Genomic DNA, 22,526 nt, shown 5'->3' with positions numbered 1-22,526 from the left:
TTCTCTCAATGAAATATTTCGGATTTTTATTTATACTTCCTATTATCTTGTTTACCCTGGTAAGCAATTCAATAATTGCCCAGGTTTCAAGCAAAAGTAAGCACAGACAGATCAGCGGGATTTATCCCCATTTAGCTTTCTACAATGATGAAGGGGAATGTGGTACCGGAGCAGTCGTGCCTTGGGGGGACAGACTTTGGGTGATTACCTATGCACCTCATATGCCCTTTGGTTCTTCTGATAAACTCTATGAGATCACTCCTGATCTAGATGAAATTGTAAGAAAAGAAAGCATAGGCGGCACACCCGCCAACAGGATGATCCATGATGAAAGCAACCAATTGTTTATCGGTCCCTATGCCATAGCTGATGATGGGAATGTCAGGACAATACCCTATGAAATTATGCCCGGAAGACATACGGGCAACGCCCGACATTTGTCTGATCCAGAAAATAAAATCTATTATGGCACGATGGAGGAGGGCTTCTATGAAGTAGATGTTCATTCTCTAGAAGTCAAGCAGCTCTACGTTGATGGAAATGTAGTGAGAAAGCAGGGGAACGCTGCACAGTTTAGTCCTTTATTAGTCGGGGCGCACGGTAAGGGTTTATACGCTGGCCAAGGCGTGCTGGCATATTCCAATAATGGAGAGGATGTGCCTGAAGCGCTTAAGCAATTCGATATTGAGGCTGGGGCTTTGGCTGAATGGGATGGTAAAGATTGGAAAATAGTCCGCAGAAACCAGTTTGTGGAGGTGACTGGGCCAGGCGGAATCCATGGAAATCCCAATTCTGAAACAGATCCGATTTGGGCAACTGGCTGGGATCATAGATCTGTACTATTAGCTTCAAGAGATCATGGAAAGTGGTCATTTTACAGAATGCCGAAGGCAAGCCATAGCTACGACGGCGCCCATGGCTGGAATACTGAATGGCCGAGAATCAGAGATATAGGAACAGAAGATACTCCTGAGTATTTGATGACAATGCATGGAATGTTCTGGGATTTTCCACAGGGTTTCAATTCTAAGAATACTGCAGGGATACGTCCAAGATCAGCCTATTTAAAGGTTATAGGGGATTATGCCAGATGGAATGACCAGTTGGTATTTGGCTGTGATGATTCTGCCCAAAAAGAATTTCTGAACAAAAGGAATGTGAAGGGTGGGATTGAAGGCCCGGGCCAGTCCAATTCCAACCTATGGTTCACCTCGATTGACCGACCGGACCAGCTGGGACCTAATACCGCAGAGGGAGCCTTATACATATCTGAACAAATAGTAAAACACAATCCTTCTGACCCATTCTTGTTTGCCGGCTGGGATCAGCGCATGGCTTGGGTGAAAAATGAAGGGGAAAGTGAAGCCTCCTTTGATTTTGAAGTTGATAAATTGGGCAATGGAAACTGGACAGCCCTGAAAAGTATTACGGTTTCTCCCGGTCAATCTGCCGAAGTGGCATTCGGGGAAAATGAAGTAGGTGAATGGGTACGGGTGAAAACAGATAGAAACATAAAGGCTACTGTACATTTCACATACACCGATCAAAGCAGGTATTATTCGTCTGCGGATGCGCTTTTTAATGGGCTGGCCACGCTGAAGGAGCTGGATTACTCAGGAGGATTGCTGTACGGTTTGGGCGAAAACCGCCGTGCTTTGGGAATTCTCTCCGGGACTTTTGTTGATGGGACGTTTCAGGAAAACGGCTACTATGAATTGGATGGGCAAATGAATCTTGTAAAAAAAGATGACCCTGAAACTGCGGATTTTATCAAAGATAAGTTTGCCATAGCAAAAGGAGTGGTTGCAGTGGATGCTTCATCTGTTTTGGTAATTGATGATTCGGGCAGAAGATGGCGCCTGCCGTTGGGCGAGAAAGCTTTTGACCCGCTTACTGTAAATGGGACAATGCGAATTGCCCGTGAAGTGGCTACTGAAAGGGATCTTTTTAACGCGCACGGAACGTTTTATGAGCTCCCTGCAGAGAATGCAGATGGCTTTGCGAAGATCCGTCCTGTTGCTTCCCACCAATTTAAGGTGCACGATTTTGCGTCTTACAGAGGGCTTTTGGTATTATCAGGCCTCCAAAAGGGAGCCAAAGATGGGGAGCATATCATTATTTCAGAAGATGGAAAGGCGTCTGTCTGGGTAGGCGCAATCGATGACCTTTGGAAACTCGGCAAACCTACGGGAACAGGTGGTCCTTGGAAGGATACCCGGGTAAAGGCGAATGTCCCATCAGATCCCTATTTGATCGGGTTTTATGACCAAAAAAGCCTAAGCCTTTCCCATGATTCAGATCAGGAGATCACCTTTATCCTTGAAGTAGAACCAATAGGACACGGCCCGTGGATGACTTATAAGGAAATCAAAGTTCCTGCAAATGAAACAATACATTTTGAATTTCCAGAGACTTTTCAATCCCGCTGGATCCGATTCAAAACTACCTCTGCCTGCAGCGCGACTGCCTGGCTCACGTACAAGTAGGATTCCCTAACATCTCAATGAATTAACACCTTAAAAGTGCCTTAGGCATTTATAATTACATTCAATGGCCTTTCTAGATTACTCCACCATTATCCTCTTTACCCTGATCATTATGGTCGTAGGACTGTCTTTTGGTAAACAGGGAGGGGATATGAAATCTTTCTTTGCCGCAGGAGGCGCCGTCCCCTGGGGAATTAATGGCCTGTCGCTGTTTATGAGCTTTTTCTCCGCAGGGACTTTCGTGGTATGGGGATCAATTGCTTATCAACACGGTCTTGTGGCCATCACCATACAGATGGCGATGTGCATTGCCGGATTCTTGATAGGGTATTTTATTGCTCCCAAATGGCGGGCTACAAATGCACTTACTGTGGCGGAATATCTTACCCGGCGTTTCGGAGTAAAAGTCCAGAAATATTATACCTACCTGTTTTTGTCCTTGTCCCTGGGCTATACGGGATCCTTTCTATACCCTGTTGCAAAAATAGTAAACGTATCAACCGGTTTTGATATCTATTACTCCATCCTGCTTTTGGGAGGTATAATCATGGTTTATACTGCAGTAGGGGGACTCTGGGCAGTTGTGGTGACCGACGTGCTGCAGTTTGTTATTCTTACAGCCGCCGTGTTAATTGTGCTGCCCCTTTCTATCGATAAAGTCGGAGGACTCTCCAATTTCGCAACCTCTGCTCCCGAGACGTTCTTTCATATGTTTAACGGGGAATATTCCCCCCTTTTTATAGGTGCTTTTTGTGCGTATAACCTGGTTTTCATAGGGGGGAACTGGGCCTATGTCCAACGCTATACCAGTACCAAAAACACCAAATCCGCCAGTAAAGTCGGGTATTTGTTTGGTGCATTGTATTTAGTGAGCCCGATTATCTGGATGCTTCCCCCAATGATATACAAGGTGATTAACCCTGCTTTGAGCAGGTTGGAGGCTGAAGGCGCTTACTTGATGATCTGTAAGGAAGTACTGCCTGTAGGCATGCTGGGGCTGATGATCGGAGGGATGATATTTGCCACTGCCAGTTCTGTAAATACTTCGTTGAACCTTGCCGCAGCGGTATTGACCAATGATGTTTATAAACCGCTGAGGCCCCGGTCTTCGGACAAAAACCTAATGGTCTTTGCCCGTATTTCCACATTGATATTTGGGATACTCACTATTGGGGTGGCATTCCTGGTCCCTTTAGCCGGTGGAATAGTGGAAGTAGTGCTAAGTATAGGGGCTGTGACCGGAGGAGCGCTGTATGGTCCTGCGATCTGGGCCTTGTTTTCCAAAAAACAAATAGGGAAGTCTATCCTGGGGGTGACCATGATCAGCCTGGCAGTCAATCTGTTTTTTAAATTTCTATCCCCGCTAATGCTTGGGTTTTCCCTTAGCAGAAGCGAAGAAATGATCCTAGGGGTAGGCTTACCTTTTTTGCTTTTGTCAGGATATGAGTTTATAGGGAAGGAAAGCCAACAAAAATCCCAGGAAATACCTGAAAATGAGATCCCCGCAACCACAAATTCCGCTGCAGAGATCCAGAATATTTATGGAATAAGAGTGCTCTCCATAGCCATGGTGGCAATTGGAGGTCTATTACTCATTTTAACCGTTTGGGCAGAAAATGCTGCCATTTATTTGATGATCCTTGGAATTGCTATAGTGGTTTTTGGAGCATTCCTCTACAGCTACACCAAACGGATCCACAAAATCCAACATGAGAATTAATTCATTTATGAATACTATGATACAAGAAGGCGCATTCACCGGAAAAAGACAATCCCATGCAGTGGCAATTGCATCGGATCTGGTAATTGTGGGAGGAGGAATGTCCGGCACGTGCGCGGCCATTACTGCGGCGCGGGAAGGGCTGAAGGTTTGCCTGGTGCAGGATCGTCCTGTACTAGGGGGAAACGCTTCTTCCGAAATCCGTCTATGGGTATTGGGGGCCACCTCTCATATGGGCAACAATAATCGCTGGGCGCGGGAAGGTGGTGTCATTGACGAGCTGCTAGTGGAGAACATGTACAGAAATCCGGAAGGGAATCCAATTCTGCTGGATACAATCCTGCTGGAAAAAATAGCTCTGGAAAAGAACATCACACTTTTGCTTAATACAAGTGTGTATGATCTGGAAAAATCCGGAGAGGACAAGATTGCTTTTGTAAAAGCATTCTGTAGCCAGAATTCTACCGAATTTAAGTTATCTGCCCCTTTGTTCATGGATGCCTCCGGGGATGGAATAGTAGGTTTTTTGGCGGGGGCAGCTTTTAGAATGGGAGCTGAATCAAAGGAAGAGTTTGATGAATTATTTGCTCCGGATCAAAAATACGGAGAGCTTTTGGGGCATTCCCTTTATTTCTACAGTAAGGATACCGGGAAGCCTGTACGTTTTGTGCCCCCCTCGTTCGCCAACCGGGAGCTGTCAAAATTACCCCGCTTCAAAACGTTTAACTTACGTGAGGACGGTTGTAGGCTCTGGTGGGTGGAATATGGGGGACGCGCAGATACTATTCTGAGCAGTGAGGATATTAAATGGGAATTATGGAGAATAATTTATGGGATCTGGGATCATGTGAAAAATTCCGGGGAATATCCGGATGTTGAAAACCTGACCCTGGAATGGGTGGGAACCATCCCGGGAAAAAGGGAAAGCCGAAGGTTTGAAGGGGATTACATCATGCATCAAAGAGATGTAATTGAGCAGCGGGAACATTTTGATGCGGTTTCGTTTGGAGGCTGGGCTCTTGACCTTCATCCTGCAGACGGTGTTTACAGCGACAAGCCGGGCTGTACGCAATGGCATTCGAAAGGAGTTTACCAGATTCCTTACCGGTCTATGTACAGCCGCAACATTAAAAACCTGTTCTTGGGCGGAAGGTTGATGAGCGCCAGCCATGTGGCATTTGGATCTACACGTGTCATGGCAACCTGTGCCCACAATAGCCAGGCAATTGCAATGGCAGCTAAGCTTTGCCTGGAAAAAGGACTGCTACCGGCTGGATTGGCTACCGCTGATCATATGAAGGCACTTCAAAACTTGCTTTTACAATCGGGCCAGTATATACCCCATACTGCCCTGAATCTAAAAAATGATATGCTCAGCGATGCAGGGCTGGAAGTTTCCAGTGAATTTGAGCTATCCTCGCTTCCTTATAGCGGCCCCTGGAAATCGCTTGGGTTTTCAATGGCACAATTGCTTCCGGTAACAGAATCGGAGAAGATCTCGATGAAATTAATGCTTAGATCAGCGCAGGATTGTATTCAAAAAGTTGAACTTAGAAATAGCCAAAAGCCAGGGAATTTTACGTTGGACCGATTACTGGAGCAAAAGGAAATCCGGTTACGAAAGGGTGAGCACGTTTATCACATTGACTTTGATTTTGAAAGTAAGGGGTCCCAATACCTGGCGCTTTGTCTGTTGCAAAACGATTCGGTGGAAGTGAAGTGTTCGGATCTCCGGGTTACCGGAATACTTTCTGTATTTAATAAATTCAATAAGTCTGTTGCTACCAGCAGTATTCAATCTCCGCCCATCGGAATTGGCATCGATGAGTTTGAATTTTGGGTTCCTGAAAGACGCCCAAACGGGCATAATCTGGGCTTTGAATTAAACCAGCCCCTGAAAGCATTCGGAAAGGGAAACCTGTTGAACGGCATATTCAGACCCACGCTCACGCCCAATGCCTGGGTAGCCTCGCTTGAAGATGCTCATCCGCAGTTAAAAATCAGTTGGAGGGAAGCGAAGTCTATCAAGGAAATTAAGTTGTTTTTTGATACTGATTACGATCATCCCATGGAGTCCACACTGATGGGACATCCCGAATCGGAAATCCCGTTTTGTGTGAAATCCTACAGGATTACGGATGGGAACGGTAAGCTTTTGCATGCTGAAATGGAAAATCACCAGACAATCAATGTAATTTCCTTTAAGCCGGCTATTTCTGTAGAACGGCTGATTATTGAATTAGACCACCCCGGAGAGGCAATTCCCGCAGCACTTTTTGGGCTTATTTGCAACTAAGACGGAAGTTAAACAGACATACAATGAACCCTAAATTTATAATCTATAGCTTATTTTTGCTGCTTCCCGTGCAGGCTTTTGCGCAGCAGGTGATGGAGCTTTCCAACCAAAAAATCCATATTGAATGGATCGAAACCTCGAATGGGTGGGAGATTTCCAAGCTTGCAATTTATAACGGAACGCAATGGCAGGATCTCGGGCACCTGTCTGGTGAATATACGCTCTTGACTTCAGGTCAAAAACCTGTAGCTGATCCGCAAGAGGAATTTCTTACCGGCACAGGAGAGCCTTTCCCCGGAGAAAGTTATAAATACATCGTCCCGACCTGGAAAAAAAGAACGGCTCCCGTAAACCTGAATACAGCAGGGGAAGCGCTTAACTTTTACCCTGGGAAGGCGGAAAAGATTAATGCATCAAGTGTTCAGTTTACAGCAGTTACGGATTTTGGAACCGTTACCAGTTTATGGACTTTGGGTAAAGAGTCCAACGACATTTCAATTGAACAAACTTTTGATGCGGATCACGATGGTTACTATTCCCTGGCAAGTCCTACACTTGTTATTGTACCGGAAAATGAATTGAAATGGGCTACTGTTCCGGGCTATTTCCATGGGAACAAGCTGGAAGAAAACCTTCCTCTTTCCTATGGCTACGGGAATGGAATTCCAAACAGGCCAATTGTATTCAGTGAGCATACGGCAAGTACGCTGAGTCCAATGATTACCTCGGTTAAGGGCTTCACAATAGCGGCTATTCCCAATCCAGAGTTGGGGAGAGATCCCTGGGAGTCTGATGAAAACACCCATGCCAAATGGCACTTGGGGATATCACATATGAACAGGAATTCACATTTGTCTCCTTCTATTTATTACCCAGTCCTTGGTGAACAAAGCAGTGCAATGAAAGCAGGAGAAACGTTGACTTTCGGATTTCGCATAAGTATTCAGCAGGTGGACTGGTTTGCCATGCTGAACCATGCAGTGTATGATGTTTATGAATTTGAAGAAGGGGTACACCTGCGTTCAAACAAACAGTCGCTGAGTAACAGAGTAGCGCAAATGCACGCTTACCTGATGGATCCGGCCACATCCCTTTGGCGGATAGAGGATTTTGAGGGAAAAGAAATAGGTGCCCAATCCTACCTGGGCGGAGTGGTAGGCTCGGATAAGGACGCGATGAAAAATGCGGATTACGGAGCGATGTGGATGCTGGCAAAAAGCACCGGAAACCCGAAAATAAACCGGCAGATACTGCCCTATGCACTGAATTTTAAGCTAAAACAGCAGCAGACAGCTGATGGTTTTTTTAAAGGGGCAGCGATCGGTCAATACTACCTCTATAAATCCAGGAAGTTTGTGGAGGAATGGGGGGATATGGTGGAGCCAATAGCACTGATGTATTACATCATGCTGGATATCGGGAATATACTTCTTTTTGAACCGGATAATGCAGAATTAAAAGAAAGGTTGCGGCTTGGTGCTGAGCTACTTTTGGACTGGCAGAAAAGTGACGGAAGCTGGGCTGTTGCTTATGGCCGGGATGAAGAGGAACTGTTCCGGGAACTCACTGATTTCAGACCCACATTTTACGGTTTGCTGGTTGCCAATAGGCTGTTGGGCGATCAGAAATACCTGGATGCTGCAGTGAGAGGTGCGGATTGGTTTATTGCAAACGGGGTTGAGAACGGAAAATTTCTAGGCGTGTGCGGAGATGCCAGGTATGTTCCGGATTTTGCAACAGGCCAAAGTGCCCAGGCATTTTTGGATCTTTATGAGCTGACAAAGGATACTGCCTACCGGGATGCAGCCATCAGAGCAGCTGAACTATATACCACCCATATCTATACCCATCCTATTGCAAACACTACCAAAAAGGTTGTGCATGGCAAGGAAGTACTGGATTGGGAAATAGCACAGGCCGGTCTGAGCTTTGAGCATGGGGGAGCGCTGGGTTCAGCCAATGGGAACGGCCCTATTTTGCTTGCCAGCCATGCAGGGATGTTTATCCGGATGTATGAGTTGACAGGAGAACCGATTTTTAAAGACATGGCCCGCTCGGCGGCGATTGGTCGGGATGCATTTGTAAACAAGCAAACCAGTGTAGCATCCTATTACTGGCGGGCAATGGATGCCGGTTCTGGGCCTTTTCCGCATCATGCCTGGTGGCAGATTGGTTGGATTACCGATTATCTGATGGCTGAAGTTGAATTGCGGTCAAATCAAACTATTACGTTTCCGCGGGGATTTATTACGCCCAAAGTCGGACCGCACCAGAGTTACGGGTTTGCTCCGGGCAGCGTATTTGGCGATGCGGCTAACCTGAAAATTATAACCCGGGGATTAACCCTAAGCAATCCTTCTATAGAACATGTGGTGACAGCATCCGAAGATGGCAAAACACTACATGTAGTCCTTCTTAATCAGCGATTTGAGAAGCAGGGCGGGACCGTGCTGTTGGACCTGGAAAAAGCAGGATTGCCATCCACACTAAAATCCATACAGGTTTTGGATGATAGTGGGAAAGTAATCAGGACTTTGGATAAAGAAGAGGACTGGACTATTGAAATTGAGGGGTATGGGCTTTCTGCACTAAAAATAATGTTTGAGTGAAAAATGTTACCCTACAGATCAGGCAGTGCATGTACTTGCTGTTGTTGCCCTTGGCCGCCTGTGGTGTTTTTTCAGGCAGAACCGCCGAGGAGGATATTATATTTATCCAGAGTGAAACACTTAGCCTCCGATTAACTAAATCCAACTCGGCATTTTCGGTCTTCGACAGGTATGGTAAAGAGCTTTTGCCTGCCCATGCGGGTTCAGGGATTTTATTTTCCGCCTGGGACTCTGTGAAACCGAGTTCAGCTTTTGTTGATAGCTATACGGAAGACGGAAACCAATTGCATGGAAAACTTCTCAATAACGAGGGGGAAACCGCCGATTTTCGGATGACTTTAGGTGAGGGGCAGTTACATGTAGAAGTATGGTCTTCCGAGCCGTCTTTACCGTTGACAATGGAAGTCCGTACTGCCAGTATGTCTCCGGTGTATGGTTTGGGAGATCATGGAGGCTATGAAGGGAAAACCGATCTTTTTGGCTACAGAAATGATCATTTTATGAACGATAAGACTTCAGGCCATAACTGGAACCATTACCGCTTTATCTCGACGTTTGCTGTTTTTCCCTCCGAGCACATCGCTCAGGTAATCTTTGCAAACGGGGAGAAAAGGATAGCCATTGACTCTGCTGAAAACAAAATGGGAGTAGGTGATGCAGAAAAACTGAATGCCTATTATTTTTTCGGAAACCCCAGGCAACTTTATCATGCTTACAATGAAGTAAGGGAAAAAGAAGGGTATCCCGCTAAGAAGCCCAAGTTTGATTTTTTTGAAGTAGGTTACGAAGCATTCGGGTCTTTGGGGTGGAACACCTACCAATCATCTGTTCAGCAGGATATTGATACCTATCTGGAAAAAGGGTATCCGCTAAAATGGGCAGTGGTAGGAAGTGGTTTCTGGAAGGGAGAGCGTAGAAAACCTACAGAGGGCACTACTGCTTCCTTTGGGATTTGGGACAGTGTTCCCGGACGGGGAAGAGATGACGGACTTCCGAATCCCAGGTATCCTGATGTGCAGGGAATGAAAGATTTTTTCAGACAAAGAGCTATTAAATTACTCTTGGGGAGCAGGATCAATTTCAAAGCCTTGCCTGGGGACGGGGGGAATTACGATGCTGCCAATGACGGTGACTTTGTCAAGGAAGGACTTGAAAGAGGATATTTTGTAGAGGATGCGATGGGAGCTCCCGAAGTTTTTGATGTGAACTTTCCCTCAGGAAAAACCTATTTGCTCAATACCCAAAAGCCTGATGCTGTCAATTGGTTTGTTTCCGGTTTTGAAAAATGGAAAGTTGATGGCATCAAAGAAGATTTGATGCTTCAGGATGGCGTATTGCTCAATAATGACGCGAAGCTAAACCCGGTCAATGAGGCATTTATGGACCGGGGAAAATTGGTGATGGTAAGGAATTCCGCCTACAGTGTTCCCGGGGATATTCTGAGAATGGAGGATACCAAGTATGGCTTTGACCAGGATCGCACGCCGATCAATGCACTGAGCTATGCCTACAGCGGCGCAGGAAATGTGTATCCTGATATTGTGGCCGGAAAGTATTTGACCAATCCGTTGACTGAGGATCAAAAGCGGTACTTCGTTCGGAATGCAATGCTGGCAGCTGTAATGCCGGTCATGTCCTTGGGATATGGTCCCTGGCATATGCAGAATCCAGCTTATGAGAAGGTGGTGGAAAAGGCTGTGGCGATGCATCACCAGCTTGTTCCATATATCTACAGTGAAGTGGTGAGGGGATTTGAGACCGGATTTCCCCATGCTATGTCTCCGCTTCCACTTACTTTTCCCAAGGATAAAAACACGTATATACTCGCTGATTCCACCAGACGCCAATATAGTTGGATGATAGGAGAGTCCCTCCTGGCTGCTCCTGTATTTGGGAATGATTATGCCTCCGTGCAGTCGCGAAATCTGTATTTGCCCGAAGGAAAATGGATGGACTGGGAGTCCGGGGAGGTGCTGGATGGAGGAAAGACCTATCCTGATTATAAATTTCCGGATGAAAAAATCCCGCTTTTTATCGGGGGCAATGACTTCCTGGTACTTAGAAAGGATTCACGGCTTTTACTCTATTATTTCCCCCTGAATTTTAGCGGGAAAGATTATGAATTTATTTTTCCGGATGGGGAATCAAAATCTGTTGTGAAACCTCCTGTGTTTAAAGGGGATTCCTACCGTGTTAGCGAAGATAGTTCTGATAAAAAGAAAATGGTGTGGGATGCCGAAATGCGTGGATATTTCTTTGAGATAATGCCTGGCAAATCCTACCAAATACATGCAAAATGATAAGATAAAATGAAATCGAGCATATTGCAAGCAACATACAGAGGGATGATCATAACGCATGCGAGATTCCATATGGCCTTTAAAAAGCAAATTATAATCATATGAAATTTTCCTACTTTTCTTTTCTGGTTTTTGTCCTGGTGACATCAGCAGGATTCAGTGCCAGTGCCCAGCAGAATAACCTGTCACTGACTGGTTCCGCAAGTGCCAGTTCATCCCAGAAAGAATTTAATCCAGCGCGGGCTATTGACGGGAAATTGTCAGCCTCCAGTACTTGGAAGAGTAAGCTTGGCCAGGAAGCCAGCTGGTTGATGGTGCGTTTGCCGGGGGCGACTGAAATTGTAAAAATTGAAGTGGATCTTGCTGAAGACTTACCTGTTTTGAAGGAATTTAAACTTCAGATTATGCACAATGGGAATTGGCAAAATGTGAAGGAGGTCAAAGAAAATCAGCAAAACAGGGTTTCCTTGGCTCTGGAAAAGCCTGTACTTTCGGATCGTATCCGTTTTTTTGCTGAGGCGAATCAGGCAGTGGGTATTTCTGAATTAGGAATCTATGGACAAGAGTACATCGATAGCACTGCGCTGGATGTGAGGAAAATTTTGGTGAATCAAAGCGGTTACAACCTGAATAGACCTAAGCGGTTTTCCGCTCCGACTTTAGCTCCCGAAGCACATTTTGAGCTGGTTGACCTTACCTCCGGCGAAACGGTCTTTGAGTCGTTCCTGCAAAATCATGTAGGTGATTTCTCTGCATTCAATCCGCATTCCAATCGGGAGTATCTGGTAAGGATCCAGGGGCACGAGTCCTTTCCCTTTCGGATCGGAGTGAACTGGCTCGAACGGGTTACTTATAGGAACATGGTGGATTTTATGATCGGAGCCAGGCATTATTTAGGGACCACCGATGCTATTAGACCACTTTCATGGGCGTGGAGAGACGGTGATTTTTTTAACTGGGCGCAGCAGAGCCTGGTGTCTCTGTTTCTGGCCAATCCTGCCGCTTTCGAACGAATGGAGCAGACAATCCACTACATGCCCAATGATTCCTTTCCCCAAGCCTACAAGGGGAAATGGGGGGTACTTGAGCCGTACGCGGAAAACACACCTGATCTGGTGCAACTGATCCATTGGGATGCAGATGTGAAGATCTCACAGAAGTTGGACCATGAAATGCAGAAGGCTGAGCTCGCTTATTTTCTTTACGCATGGCCCTATTTGAAGCGGTGGCTGCCAAAGCAAAATTTTGATGTGGTGTATGAATACCTTAAGGACAATTGGGAGAAAGAAACGGTTTCAGAATATTCCACCACCAAATATGACCTGAGTCCAAGCCATAATCTGTTGGAGTTGAAAACCAAGCTGGGTACTACAAAAGGAGAGCTGCCGCCGGGACATTCGGTAATTCCCAATCTGATGATGTATGAGGTGGCTATGCAAAACGGTGAAAGCGATGCCCGGAAATACTTTGATGCCGCTTTCCTACAGTTGGACTGGATGATCAGGAATCTGGATTGGAATGATCCTATGACTACCAAAGGGCAGAGAATGTCCGAGCATATTACCCTGAGGGCATTTGCTTATTTTTACGCAAAATATCCCGATAAAGCTCCTGAAGGATTAAAAGAAAAAGTGGAGGCGTGGGCAAATGTGGCACTTTCACGGGCTGATAATTACTGGGATTTCAGAAAGTACAGCCAAGAGGAATGGACTCCCCCAAGTTGGAATGAAACAGGGAATGTGCTGGGGTTTCCAGCTGCTGCTTTAGCGGCTATGGAGGTTTTGGATGATGAAAAGCTGAAGGATTCCCTGGAGATTTTGGTATGGTCCCATCTTGACAATTCCTTTGGGAGAAACCCGACAGGCAGACATTTTTCCTTCAGAGGTCCAAGCGAAATAGAGGGGGTTGACCTGGGGTGGTACAGCTATCATACCGGCGGGATTGGCTTATTGGATAAGGTGAAATTTGTCTTTGATGGATCACCAAAATCTTTCCATTATCCCAATCATCCGCAGGTAGGGAACCTGGGCTGGACAGAAGGATGGGTGCAATTTAATACAGCTTTCAATACCAGCATGGCTTATTTGGCCAACCATTATAGCCGCATCACACTGGATAGTGAAGAGGGCGAGTTGATAATCAGGCTTAAAGCCCCATTAAATTTTGATGCTGATAGGAATGAGCCGGTACAAGTGGTTTTAAGCAACCAAGCCGGTCAGGATATTATTGTTACCCTTATTGAGCAAGCTCCACATTCTGAGATTTACTTAGGTAAGGTGAAAATAGAAAACGGCTGGATTAGCTCACAGAATGAGAAGATGGAGATTCGGCAGGGCGGGGAATTTACTGTGCGCTATGGCTATGGGTTTATGGCAAAAACGGATGTTTTGAAAGTAGAATTATAAGTTAAACAGCAGGAGAAATGAAAAATAGTCCCCTGGATCAATTTTATCATCTGACGGAAGGGTGGCTGCCGCAGCGTATAAAAAGGAGAGGTATGATTTTTCCTTTTGTGGTGATTTGTTCTTTGGTTTTTCATTTGGGTATGGCACAACAAGTCTCAGAGGTACAGGAAAGAAATTATACCCTTTTGGGCTTGGGTGATTCCATTACTGAAGGCGGAAATAATTTCAGTTCCTACTTATATCCGCTATGGGAGAAATTGTATTTGGCAGGATATCAGGTGGAGTTTATTGGCCCAAATCAATCTCAGACAACTATTGGGGGAATTGCCCATGCCGGATACAGCGGAAGAAATGCGGAGTTTTTAGCATCTCAAACTGATCGTATTTATAGACAATTTCCTGCAGACATTGTTTTGCTTCATACTGGGCATAATCATTTTTCACAGGAGAATCCTGTGACAGGGATAATTGCGGCACATCAAGCAATCGTTGCAAAAATCAAAAGTATCAACCCAGAGGCCATTATTTTAATTGCCAAAGTGATTGAAAGCGGAAAGCTTCCAAAGTATTCTTATATCCCTGTGCTAAACGAAGAAATTGAACAGTTTGTGGCTGAAACCCGGCAAACGTTCGGGGGAGTTTATCTGGTGGATCAGGCTAACGCGTTTGAGTGGAAGGAGGATACCATTGATGATAAAGTGCACCCAAATGAGGGTGGCGCCCTGAAGATGGCAACCGTTTGGTTTGATAAGCTGACCAAGGTAATGGATAAGCCATCGCTGAGATTCAACCCTGAGTTGGTCACCTATAAAAACACGCCCACCGAGGAGTTAAAACTCCACATTTTTAAACCTGATGGGCAAGATGGCGAAGCGAAACGCAGCTGCATACTGTTCTTCTTTGGCGGTGGATGGAAAGTAGGAAGTCCGCTTCAGTTTTATAGGGAAGCAAGCTATTTTGCATCAAAGGGAATGGTGGCAATCTCTGCAGATTACAGTACGGAATTCGATAACGGTACCTCAGCGTTTGAAAGTGTGGGTGATGCCAAATCAGCTATCAGGTGGATAAGGAAGAATGCTGAAAAATATAACATAGACCCCGACAGAATAGCGGTAGCCGGAGCCTCTGCAGGTGGACATCTGGCGGCGGCCACAGGAACCCTTTCAGGTTTCGATGATCCTGATGATGAGCTGTCAATCAGTGCCAGGGCAAACCTGAATTTACTTTTCTACCCGGTGATTGACAATGGTCCCAATGGCTATGGATCTGATAAGATGAAAGCCGGTTATAAGGCTATTTCTCCCTTACATAATGTGACCGTAAATACACCCCCGACTCTAATTTTGGTGGGTACTGAAGATCCTTTATTGCCTGTGGCCACTGCGGAAAAGTATAGATCATTGCTTGTAAGCAAAGGCGTACAATGTGAATTAAAGCTTTACCCAGGTGCAGGGCACCCTATTTTTTATTACCGAAAGGGATATTCCCCCTTTTACGTTGAGATGATTCAGGATTCTGAGAATTTCTTAAGACAGTATGGGTATCTGAAAAAGCAGCTGAAGTGAATTTTAATGCAGGGTTGGTACTGAAATCAGATGTCTTTATAAATTCCTCCGATGGTAGATCTTCTGTTGAGGTTGCGCTACCAATTCGTATCAACGGTGATACCGATCAGTTTCTGATTCCTCCAAACTTTCAGATCCAGGCGCCCTTTCCAAGCATTGCCTTTTTCTGTTTTTTGTAGATCCAATACATCCTTTATCTGCTTATCCCAACAGCTTAAAATCACATCCCCTTTCTGCAGTGGAACAGGAGATAATTCAGGCACTTCCGAAATCAAAACACCTGTGATCTCATTTAGCCCGGCGGCTGATTGTTCTCCCGGTGTTTCTATGTTTTTCACTTTGAACCCATGCCATTCATAAATCTTAGCCGTCTCCTCTTTTCTCTCTATCAGTAGTGCCGGAACGGAAGGTTTTTCAATCATACCTTTCAATCTGGCTGAAGTGACCCCGAATTTGTCCATGTCGAAATCTTCAAAACCTATTGCTGATTTTGTAGGTGAATTTTCAGCTACCCCGAAATTTCCTTTTTCAGGATTTATGAATCCAGGATCCCCAAATTCCCCGTTCTGTTCAACGCCGTACTCTTTACTTACTAGCAAATCCCTTTCTGAGGTAAAAAAATTGCCGTCTACTTTATCTCCCCAATGATTTACTCCAATCTGCATATGGTGGGCCATAATGATATTTCTGGTAAATACATCATGGCTATTCTTAAACCACACATGGGGGTGGAATCCATTGTTAAGCACAATATTGTTGTAGACTTTTCGATAAAATCCCTCCCTAAGTTTTATTCCTCCGTTTAAACAAAGATTGTTATAGATTTCGTAGTTACTTGACCCGTCATCCAGATCTATATCCCAGCCATGTTCACAATGAAACCGGTTATTTCTAATAATCGTAGTCTTAATAGCATCAAGCATTATCCACTCAGGGTGCTTACTCACCAAGGTGGATATTTGGAACGTTTTATGAAAGATTTTTACACTAATAAGAAAATTTGTTCCAAAGGGATTGGTACAATGATTTCTGAGCTGGTACTCAGGTATTCTAATAGAATACGCTGGTGCATCTCCATGATCGGATCAAAGCTGTTATGCCTTTCCTCAAGGAGGAATGGTGTTACTTCTCCAACATTGCTTTTAAAAGTCTTGCTAACTCTGCCTTACCGCTTGTTGCCTAAAGAAGGGGCTATGTGGCTTTATTCTTGTCGATTATCGTATCAAGCCAATCAATTAGTTCATCTAAATATGATTCCACATTACTCCAAACTATATCATGATCAATCCCAAAATAATCATGAACTATCCGATTACGAAATCCTCGTATTCGTTTCCATTCAATCTCTGGGTTACTATCTCTGAAATGAGAATCGATACGATGTGCTGCTTCTCCAATTATCTCAAAGTTTCGAACAACTGCATCAATTGTTTTATCATTCGATACAAACTGATTATAATCAAGTGCTCTTATATTTCTTGATCCTATGCGCAGATTGCAACATATCATCTAACTACAATGTTGTATCGCGCTTAGACATATATTAAATCAGAATCAATGTATTTTAAATATTTTTCTTTAATTCCTTTTCTCGAAACTAAATCTACCTTGAATCCAACAATATTCTCCAACTCTTCCGCTAAATCAATAAACCTGACACCAATCCTATCAGAAAAATCTACGAGAATATCTAAATCACTAGAATCATTTTGTTCTCTCCGGGAATAAGAGCCAAAAATCGCCATTGATTTTAATGGATAGTCATTAAATAATCTGTTTTTATGAACACTCAATGCATTTTTTATTTCTTGTAACGTACTCATAATCCAAAAATACCACTTTCTACTCAATCTTTGGTAAAATCAATGTGCCGAACTCTAGCTCGTTACTACTCCGTCTTACCTTTACCCTAACGTTTTTTTGTGTGTGAGAAGTAACGGTGTTTTGGCACTAAAGTTAGCAAATACAAACCACTTAGCCGTTTCCGAGGTTTGTCCGAGTAGGCTCTTGCTAAGTTAAGGAGGTGAAGGCACTACTGGAGGTTCGTTGTTTGTTCACTTTTCGTTTAGTTGTTCAGCAAGTCCAATTAGCAGTCATTCTGTTCCAAGAAGGTAGCAAAGACGTTATATGTCTTCATACTAACCACTTCACCAACAAGTCTGTACCTTGCTTGATAATTCTGGTACTAATTCATCAATATTGTCAACTTTGAACATTATTCGTAGATAACAGGGTGGAGTAACTGGTGCAGATCTATGGTCTGAAATGGATTTCGATGTTATGATTCTTGAAATTTCAATTTGGCTATGTCCATAAGGATTCGCTATCGCCAAGGTCTTGTGCACGTCCGGATGCCTGTTGGTTCTTTATGAAATCATTGGCACTGAGGAATGATATTTGCCGGCCGTCAATTTCGGTTTCCATACGGGCTTTGTATGCCTTATCGAAGTCAACTCCTGATATGACGTTAAGGGTCTTTATGAGCAACAAAGGATAGCCCAATTGTGTAACACAGTTTTCTCATAGGAAATAATCCTGGTAAGCCAAGCTGGTCAAATCCGAAGTCCGTTATCGCCTTGACCATCTTACGGGCGTTTTCGGCATCGGGCTTTATCCATATATCGAGGTCGCCTGTATGCCTTGGTCTTCCGTGAAACGAAAGGGCATACGCCCCGACCACCATATATTTGACTTGGTGCTTGTTAAGAAACTCCACAAACTCGATAAAATCCTGTTCAAACATCATGGTTACGTTGGGTAACTGTTTGTAAGAATTTCATCAAATTTTCTCGATCTCCACTATGGACAACTTAGTGAATTTGGCAATCTGCCTATCGGGAATGTCGTCCTTTATAATTTTGCAGGAGATTTCCTTTTATTTGGTTTCCTTTATCGAATAATCCAGCACAGCTTTATAGTTCCATTTGCGTTTTAGACTTGTAATCGCTGGCATCAATTTAGTTCAAACTTTACCACTTACTATTTAGTTTTTACTATACCGCCCATATTTTGATTTTAACCAAGTTAAAGAAAAAACACCTAATCGACAGGGTGTATTCTTTTGGAAAATGTAGGCAAATATGATGGAAGTGTGGTGCTTTTAAGTCGGTCTACAGAATTATCCACACTCCACACTGTTTTATTACCAATAAAAACTTCATATTTATTATCTCCTAACCCCTGGGGTTAGTACCTCCTTTTAAGCGATATAGAATTAAAATCAAGCAAATATGAAACAAGCAATCTTTTTGATTTTTACCTTTTTAGTGATTTCCTCCCATGCTTTATTCGCACAGAGTGGGGGAAAGGTGATAGATAACCTAGCTGTGAAGAGCACTATTTTAGATATGGACCGGAAATATTCAATTTATCTACCAGAGGACTATGAATCATCCGGTCGTTCCTATCCGGTCCTATACTTGCTGCATGGTGCCGGGGATGATCAGACCGGCTGGGTGCAATTCGGTGAAGTAAAGCATATTGCAGATAAGGCAATCCAGGAGGGACTATCCACGGCGATGATTATCGTGATGCCCGATGCGAATACCGGTCAAAGAGGATACTTTAACAGTCCTAAAAATGACTGGAATTATGAGGATTTCTTCTTTGACGAGTTTATGCCTTACATCGAAAAAACCTACAGAATCAGGACAGAAAAAAGGTATAGAGCCATTGCGGGTCTTTCAATGGGAGGGGGAGGAACGCTGATGTATGCCCTTCAGCGTCCGGATTTATTTTCTGCAGCCTGCCCATTGAGCGCTTACGTTGGTCCGATTTCATTGGATGAGGCATTGGAACGATGGGAAAAACAGTATGCAGGAGTATCCGAAAAGGATTTAGAAGCATATTATCAGCATCACAGTGCATTGGAGTTAGTGAAGAACATTCCAGAAGATCAGAAAAACAGTGTCCGCTGGTACATTGACTGTGGGGACGGTGATTTTCTTTACGAAGGCAACAGCCTTTTACATATTGCGATGCGAAAGAAAGAAATAGAGCACGAATTTCGGATCCGCGATGGTGTTCACTCTTGGTCCTATTGGCGTAGTGCACTTCCGGAAGTATTAACGTTTGTTACTGCAGGTTTCCATCAATTCTGATCGTTGAGCTATGATTTTCGAGGCAAGTGCCTCACATTCTACAAATTGAAGTGTAGTGCGCAATAGCAAACCTGGGGATCAGTGAGCGTACAGCCACTTGTCATCTTCGTGTGTGAATCAAGTCAGGGCCACATGCTAAATCTGAGGAAGCTTAACAATAGGTAAAACGAATGACATTTTTGGGAAGGGTATAGATGCCTTATCACATTTCTGAGGTACTATCAGCAGCGCCTTTTTCCATGTTTAGCAACCATTGTTTCCTCCATATTCCTCCTCCATAGCCGGTTAAACTGCCATCTGTGCCCACCACTCTGTGGCAGGGAATAAGGATAGAAATCCTGTTCATCCCATTTGCATTGGCAACGGCCCGTACAGCTTCCGGCTTGCCAATGGCTTTTGCCTGTTCCAGGTATGATCTGGTTGTTCCGAAAGGGATTTGTTGTAATGCCTGCCAGACTCTGTTCCGAAATTCGGATCCTGGTGTGAATAACGGGGTGTTAAAAGACTTGCGTTTGCCTGCAAAGTATTCAGAAAGCTCGTGTTCCAGCACTTTAAAATGTTCATTTTCCCCCTGTACAATAACTGCATTCAATAGTTTACACAATGACTTTAATTCAGTTTCAAGCATTTTTCTATCTGTAAATTCCAACAGGCAAACACCTTCTGCAACTGCGCAGGCATACATCGTCCCCAGTGGAGTTTCAATCCTCTTAAGGTCTATAATCCGTTGTGCTTTGCTGTTTTTTGGAGATACACCAAATATGTTTTTGAAGGAATGTCCAAAGCCACTTAATGATTCGTAGCCTGTATCCAAGGCGGTGTGGGTAACTGTATTTCCGACCTGTATTTTTTTGAAAGCCGAATTGATTCTAAACATCCGCTGGTAAGCCTGAAAAGTAATACCGTGGTTCTTTAAAAACCACCTGCGCAGGGAGTGTGGCTCTATGCCCTTTTGCTTCAGGTCCCAGTCTTTAAACCTGCGGGTAGGGTCCGCATGCAATTCCTCCAACAACTGTTTGATCGGGAGCGGGGTCTCATGCAGGTTTTCCAGGGGACGACATACCTTGCATGGCCTGTAACCCTTTAAAAGACAATCTTTTGAAGTATATAGAAATTCCACATTTTCAAGTTTTGGTTTGCGTGCGGTGCAGGATGGCCTGCAGAAAATTCCGGTCGTTTTTACAGCAGTAAAAAATACTCCCTCAAAAGAAGTGTCTTTCTCTAAAATCGCTGCGTACATGATCTCTTGTGTAAGTCCTGTCATTGCATTTCATTTTATTTACGATACAAAGTTGTGCTATAGGGCTCCGGCCCGCAACCGAAAAATTAACAGCTATTTTTTAGCAGTTACTATCTAAACCAAAGACTGATACGTAGGAAGGGCCGCTAGAAGACTATTTATTCTTTTTGAAAAGATACTATTTGTGAATATTTAAATTGTTGATTGCTAGTATTATATGTTATTTTATCTCTTCTAATACATGATATTAAATACTGTGTTTTTCAGCAAAGCCTAAAAATTTGGCGATTGGCAAAGATGGATTTTAAAAGCCAAATGGAAGGCCCATGAAAGTACGATAATGGGGGGATGATTAAATTACAACAAGTAAGTTTTTGATCTTATTGTGACAAAATTACCCTGATTTATCTTACTTCGCTTATTCTAGTTAAGCAAGGGAGAGAACAGTATTATGGAAGGAGTAATTTTGATAATTGATGATGAAAAGGATATCCGTAACCTACTGGCCAAGACGTTGGAATATGAAGGCTATGTGGTCCGCACTGCTGAGAACGCCAAAGCGGGAATGCGCATCCTGGGAGAAGTAAAGGTCAATGTAGTGCTTTGCGATGTCAAACTCCCCGATGCAAAGGGCGTTATGCTAGCAGGGGAAATTAAGGCTGGTTTCCCTGAGACAGAAATTATATGCCTCACTGCATATGGAACTATAGCTGACGGGATTCAGGCGATGAAAAACGGTGCCTTTGATTACCTGGTCAAAGGAGATGATAATGATAAAATCATTCCCTTGGTGAGCCGGGCAGATGAAAAGGCCAGATTACAGTTTAGGATCAAGGAACTGGAAAACAGGATGCTCCAAAAATTTGGTTTTGAACAGATTATCGGCAACTCCCCCTTTATAAAACAGGCAATCACTTTGGCCCAAAAAGTTGCACCATCGGATGCAACGGTTCTCCTTACCGGACCTACAGGGACCGGTAAGGAGGTTTTTGCGCATGCAATACACTCTTCCAGTTCCCGTAATAACAGGGGATTCGTAGCGGTAAACTGTAGTGCTTTTGGTAAGGATCTACTGGAGAGTGAACTTTTTGGCTATAAAGCAGGAGCGTTTACAGGTGCTTCCAAGGACAAAAAAGGACTTTTTGAGGAAGCCAATCAAGGGACTATATTCCTTGACGAGATAGGTGAGCTTGATCTGGACCTGCAGGCTAAACTTTTGCGTGTACTGGAGTCGGGAACATTTTTGAAATTGGGGGATACCAGAGAAACACAGGTAGATGTCCGCATTATTGCCGCTACCAACCGTGATCTGGAAGAGGAAAGTATCAGTGGCAAATTCAGGGAAGATTTGTTTTATCGACTATCCGTATTTCAGATTAAATTACCTGCATTGAATGACAGAAAAGAGGATATCCCACTGATGACAGAACATTTTGCAGCCCAATTCGGCCTCAAAACAGGGAAAAGGATTAATCGAATTTCAAAAGATTACAGCGAAGCGCTCAAGAAGCATTCCTGGAGAGGGAATATCCGCGAATTGCGAAATATTGTTGAAAGATCGGTGATATTGTGCGAAGGTGATATGCTTACAAAAGAGCTGTTACCTTTCGATTTTGAGAAAGCCAAAATCGGGGGTAGTGCCGGCGTCTTTGATCTGAAAGAAGTGGAAAAACAACACCTTAAAAAGGTGCTGGACTACACAGGTGGCAACAAAACCAAAGCTGCCAATCTTTTGGGTATAGGAGTCTCCACACTGTATCGGAAGATGGAGGAGTACCAGCTTATAGAATAAGTCTGCCGTATCG

The 22,526-nt window shown here is 44.1% G+C and carries 14 protein-coding genes; 9 read left to right on the top strand and 5 right to left on the bottom strand.

Annotation, left to right across the window (positions count from 1 at the left end):
* The first annotated feature begins 8 nt into the window (after nucleotides 1–8).
* From AS141_RS12565 to AS141_RS12535, 7 genes are all read left to right on the top strand, one after another.
* Nucleotides 9–2,486, top strand: coding sequence for a hypothetical protein (locus AS141_RS12565; RefSeq protein WP_057938017.1), 2,478 nt, complete (start codon nucleotides 9–11; stop codon nucleotides 2,484–2,486).
* A gap of 64 nt (nucleotides 2,487–2,550) precedes the next feature.
* Nucleotides 2,551–4,206: a sodium:solute symporter family protein gene (locus AS141_RS12560; protein WP_057938016.1), complete on the top strand. Its 1,656-nt coding sequence runs from the start codon at nucleotides 2,551–2,553 to the stop codon at nucleotides 4,204–4,206.
* A gap of 7 nt (nucleotides 4,207–4,213) precedes the next feature.
* Nucleotides 4,214–6,502 carry an FAD-dependent oxidoreductase gene (locus AS141_RS12555; protein ID WP_232424895.1) on the top strand — a complete coding sequence of 763 codons (2,289 nt, stop codon included), beginning with the start codon at nucleotides 4,214–4,216 and terminating at the stop codon, nucleotides 6,500–6,502.
* Between the two features lie 23 nt (nucleotides 6,503–6,525).
* Nucleotides 6,526–9,111 carry a glycoside hydrolase family protein gene (locus AS141_RS12550; protein ID WP_057938014.1) on the top strand — a complete coding sequence of 862 codons (2,586 nt, stop codon included), beginning with the start codon at nucleotides 6,526–6,528 and terminating at the stop codon, nucleotides 9,109–9,111.
* Nucleotides 9,108–11,411 carry a TIM-barrel domain-containing protein gene (locus AS141_RS12545; protein WP_157243465.1) on the top strand — a complete coding sequence of 768 codons (2,304 nt, stop codon included), beginning with the start codon at nucleotides 9,108–9,110 and terminating at the stop codon, nucleotides 11,409–11,411. The genes AS141_RS12550 and AS141_RS12545 overlap by 4 nt, the downstream gene beginning before the upstream one ends.
* A gap of 101 nt (nucleotides 11,412–11,512) precedes the next feature.
* On the top strand, nucleotides 11,513–13,816 hold the full coding sequence (locus tag AS141_RS12540) for a discoidin domain-containing protein (protein ID WP_057938012.1): 2,304 nt from the start codon (nucleotides 11,513–11,515) through the stop codon (nucleotides 13,814–13,816).
* A gap of 17 nt (nucleotides 13,817–13,833) precedes the next feature.
* Nucleotides 13,834–15,381, top strand: a complete 1,548-nt coding sequence (locus AS141_RS12535; protein WP_087149416.1) for an alpha/beta hydrolase fold domain-containing protein — start codon at nucleotides 13,834–13,836, stop codon at nucleotides 15,379–15,381.
* 77 nt (nucleotides 15,382–15,458) lie between these two features.
* Here the strand turns inward: AS141_RS12535 and AS141_RS12530 are convergent, their stop codons facing one another.
* The 4 genes from AS141_RS12530 to AS141_RS26865 form a co-directional block, all read right to left on the bottom strand.
* Nucleotides 15,459–16,328 (bottom strand): PDZ domain-containing protein, encoded by an 870-nt coding sequence (locus AS141_RS12530; protein WP_157243464.1) that lies wholly within the window; start codon nucleotides 16,326–16,328, stop codon nucleotides 15,459–15,461.
* 244 nt (nucleotides 16,329–16,572) lie between these two features.
* A complete protein-coding gene (locus AS141_RS27410) occupies nucleotides 16,573–16,890 on the bottom strand; it encodes a HepT-like ribonuclease domain-containing protein (protein WP_198293542.1) in 318 nt (105 codons plus the stop codon).
* Between the two features lie 23 nt (nucleotides 16,891–16,913).
* On the bottom strand, nucleotides 16,914–17,204 hold the full coding sequence (locus AS141_RS12520; RefSeq protein WP_057938010.1) for a nucleotidyltransferase family protein: 291 nt from the start codon (nucleotides 17,202–17,204) through the stop codon (nucleotides 16,914–16,916).
* A gap of 644 nt (nucleotides 17,205–17,848) precedes the next feature.
* The gene (locus AS141_RS26865; RefSeq protein ID WP_198293541.1) at nucleotides 17,849–18,127 is read right to left on the bottom strand and encodes a GNAT family protein; all 279 of its coding nucleotides are present in this window, start codon (nucleotides 18,125–18,127) and stop codon (nucleotides 17,849–17,851) included.
* Between the two features lie 484 nt (nucleotides 18,128–18,611).
* Between AS141_RS26865 and AS141_RS12510 the strand changes: the two genes are divergently transcribed.
* On the top strand, nucleotides 18,612–19,481 hold the full coding sequence (locus tag AS141_RS12510) for an alpha/beta hydrolase (protein WP_057938009.1): 870 nt from the start codon (nucleotides 18,612–18,614) through the stop codon (nucleotides 19,479–19,481).
* 202 nt (nucleotides 19,482–19,683) lie between these two features.
* Here the strand turns inward: AS141_RS12510 and AS141_RS12505 are convergent, their stop codons facing one another.
* Nucleotides 19,684–20,745 (bottom strand): bifunctional transcriptional activator/DNA repair enzyme AdaA, encoded by a 1,062-nt coding sequence (locus AS141_RS12505; RefSeq protein ID WP_057938008.1) that lies wholly within the window; start codon nucleotides 20,743–20,745, stop codon nucleotides 19,684–19,686.
* Between the two features lie 427 nt (nucleotides 20,746–21,172).
* Here AS141_RS12505 and AS141_RS12500 point away from each other — a divergent pair, with 427 nt between their 5' ends.
* Complete coding sequence (locus tag AS141_RS12500) at nucleotides 21,173–22,513, top strand: sigma-54-dependent transcriptional regulator (RefSeq protein WP_057938007.1); 1,341 nt, start codon at nucleotides 21,173–21,175, stop codon at nucleotides 22,511–22,513.
* Nucleotides 22,514–22,526: the final 13 nt, after the last annotated feature.

It is taken from the genome of Algoriphagus resistens (genome assembly GCF_001442615.1).
Lineage (GTDB): Bacteria > Bacteroidota > Bacteroidia > Cytophagales > Cyclobacteriaceae > Algoriphagus > Algoriphagus resistens.
Note: the sequence above shows the minus strand (reverse complement) of the source record. Positions and strands in the feature narration are given on the sequence as shown.

Excerpts from the sequence above, each read along its gene's own strand:
- AS141_RS12565 (WP_057938017.1), top strand. The coding sequence starts at position 9 with ATGAAATATTTCGGATTTTTATTTATACTTCCTATTATCTTGTTTACC.
- AS141_RS12560 (WP_057938016.1), top strand. The coding sequence starts at position 2,551 with ATGGCCTTTCTAGATTACTCCACCATTATCCTCTTTACCCTGATCATT.
- AS141_RS12555 (WP_232424895.1), top strand. The coding sequence starts at position 4,214 with ATGAATACTATGATACAAGAAGGCGCATTCACCGGAAAAAGACAATCC.
- AS141_RS12550 (WP_057938014.1), top strand. The coding sequence starts at position 6,526 with ATGAACCCTAAATTTATAATCTATAGCTTATTTTTGCTGCTTCCCGTG.
- AS141_RS12540 (WP_057938012.1), top strand. The coding sequence starts at position 11,513 with ATGAAATTTTCCTACTTTTCTTTTCTGGTTTTTGTCCTGGTGACATCA.
- AS141_RS12535 (WP_087149416.1), top strand. The coding sequence starts at position 13,834 with ATGAAAAATAGTCCCCTGGATCAATTTTATCATCTGACGGAAGGGTGG.
- AS141_RS27410 (WP_198293542.1), bottom strand. The coding sequence starts at position 16,890 with ATGATATGTTGCAATCTGCGCATAGGATCAAGAAATATAAGAGCACTT.
- AS141_RS12520 (WP_057938010.1), bottom strand. The coding sequence starts at position 17,204 with ATGAGTACGTTACAAGAAATAAAAAATGCATTGAGTGTTCATAAAAAC.
- AS141_RS26865 (WP_198293541.1), bottom strand. The coding sequence starts at position 18,127 with ATGATGTTTGAACAGGATTTTATCGAGTTTGTGGAGTTTCTTAACAAG.
- AS141_RS12510 (WP_057938009.1), top strand. The coding sequence starts at position 18,612 with ATGAAACAAGCAATCTTTTTGATTTTTACCTTTTTAGTGATTTCCTCC.
- AS141_RS12505 (WP_057938008.1), bottom strand. The coding sequence starts at position 20,745 with ATGACAGGACTTACACAAGAGATCATGTACGCAGCGATTTTAGAGAAA.
- AS141_RS12500 (WP_057938007.1), top strand. The coding sequence starts at position 21,173 with ATGGAAGGAGTAATTTTGATAATTGATGATGAAAAGGATATCCGTAAC.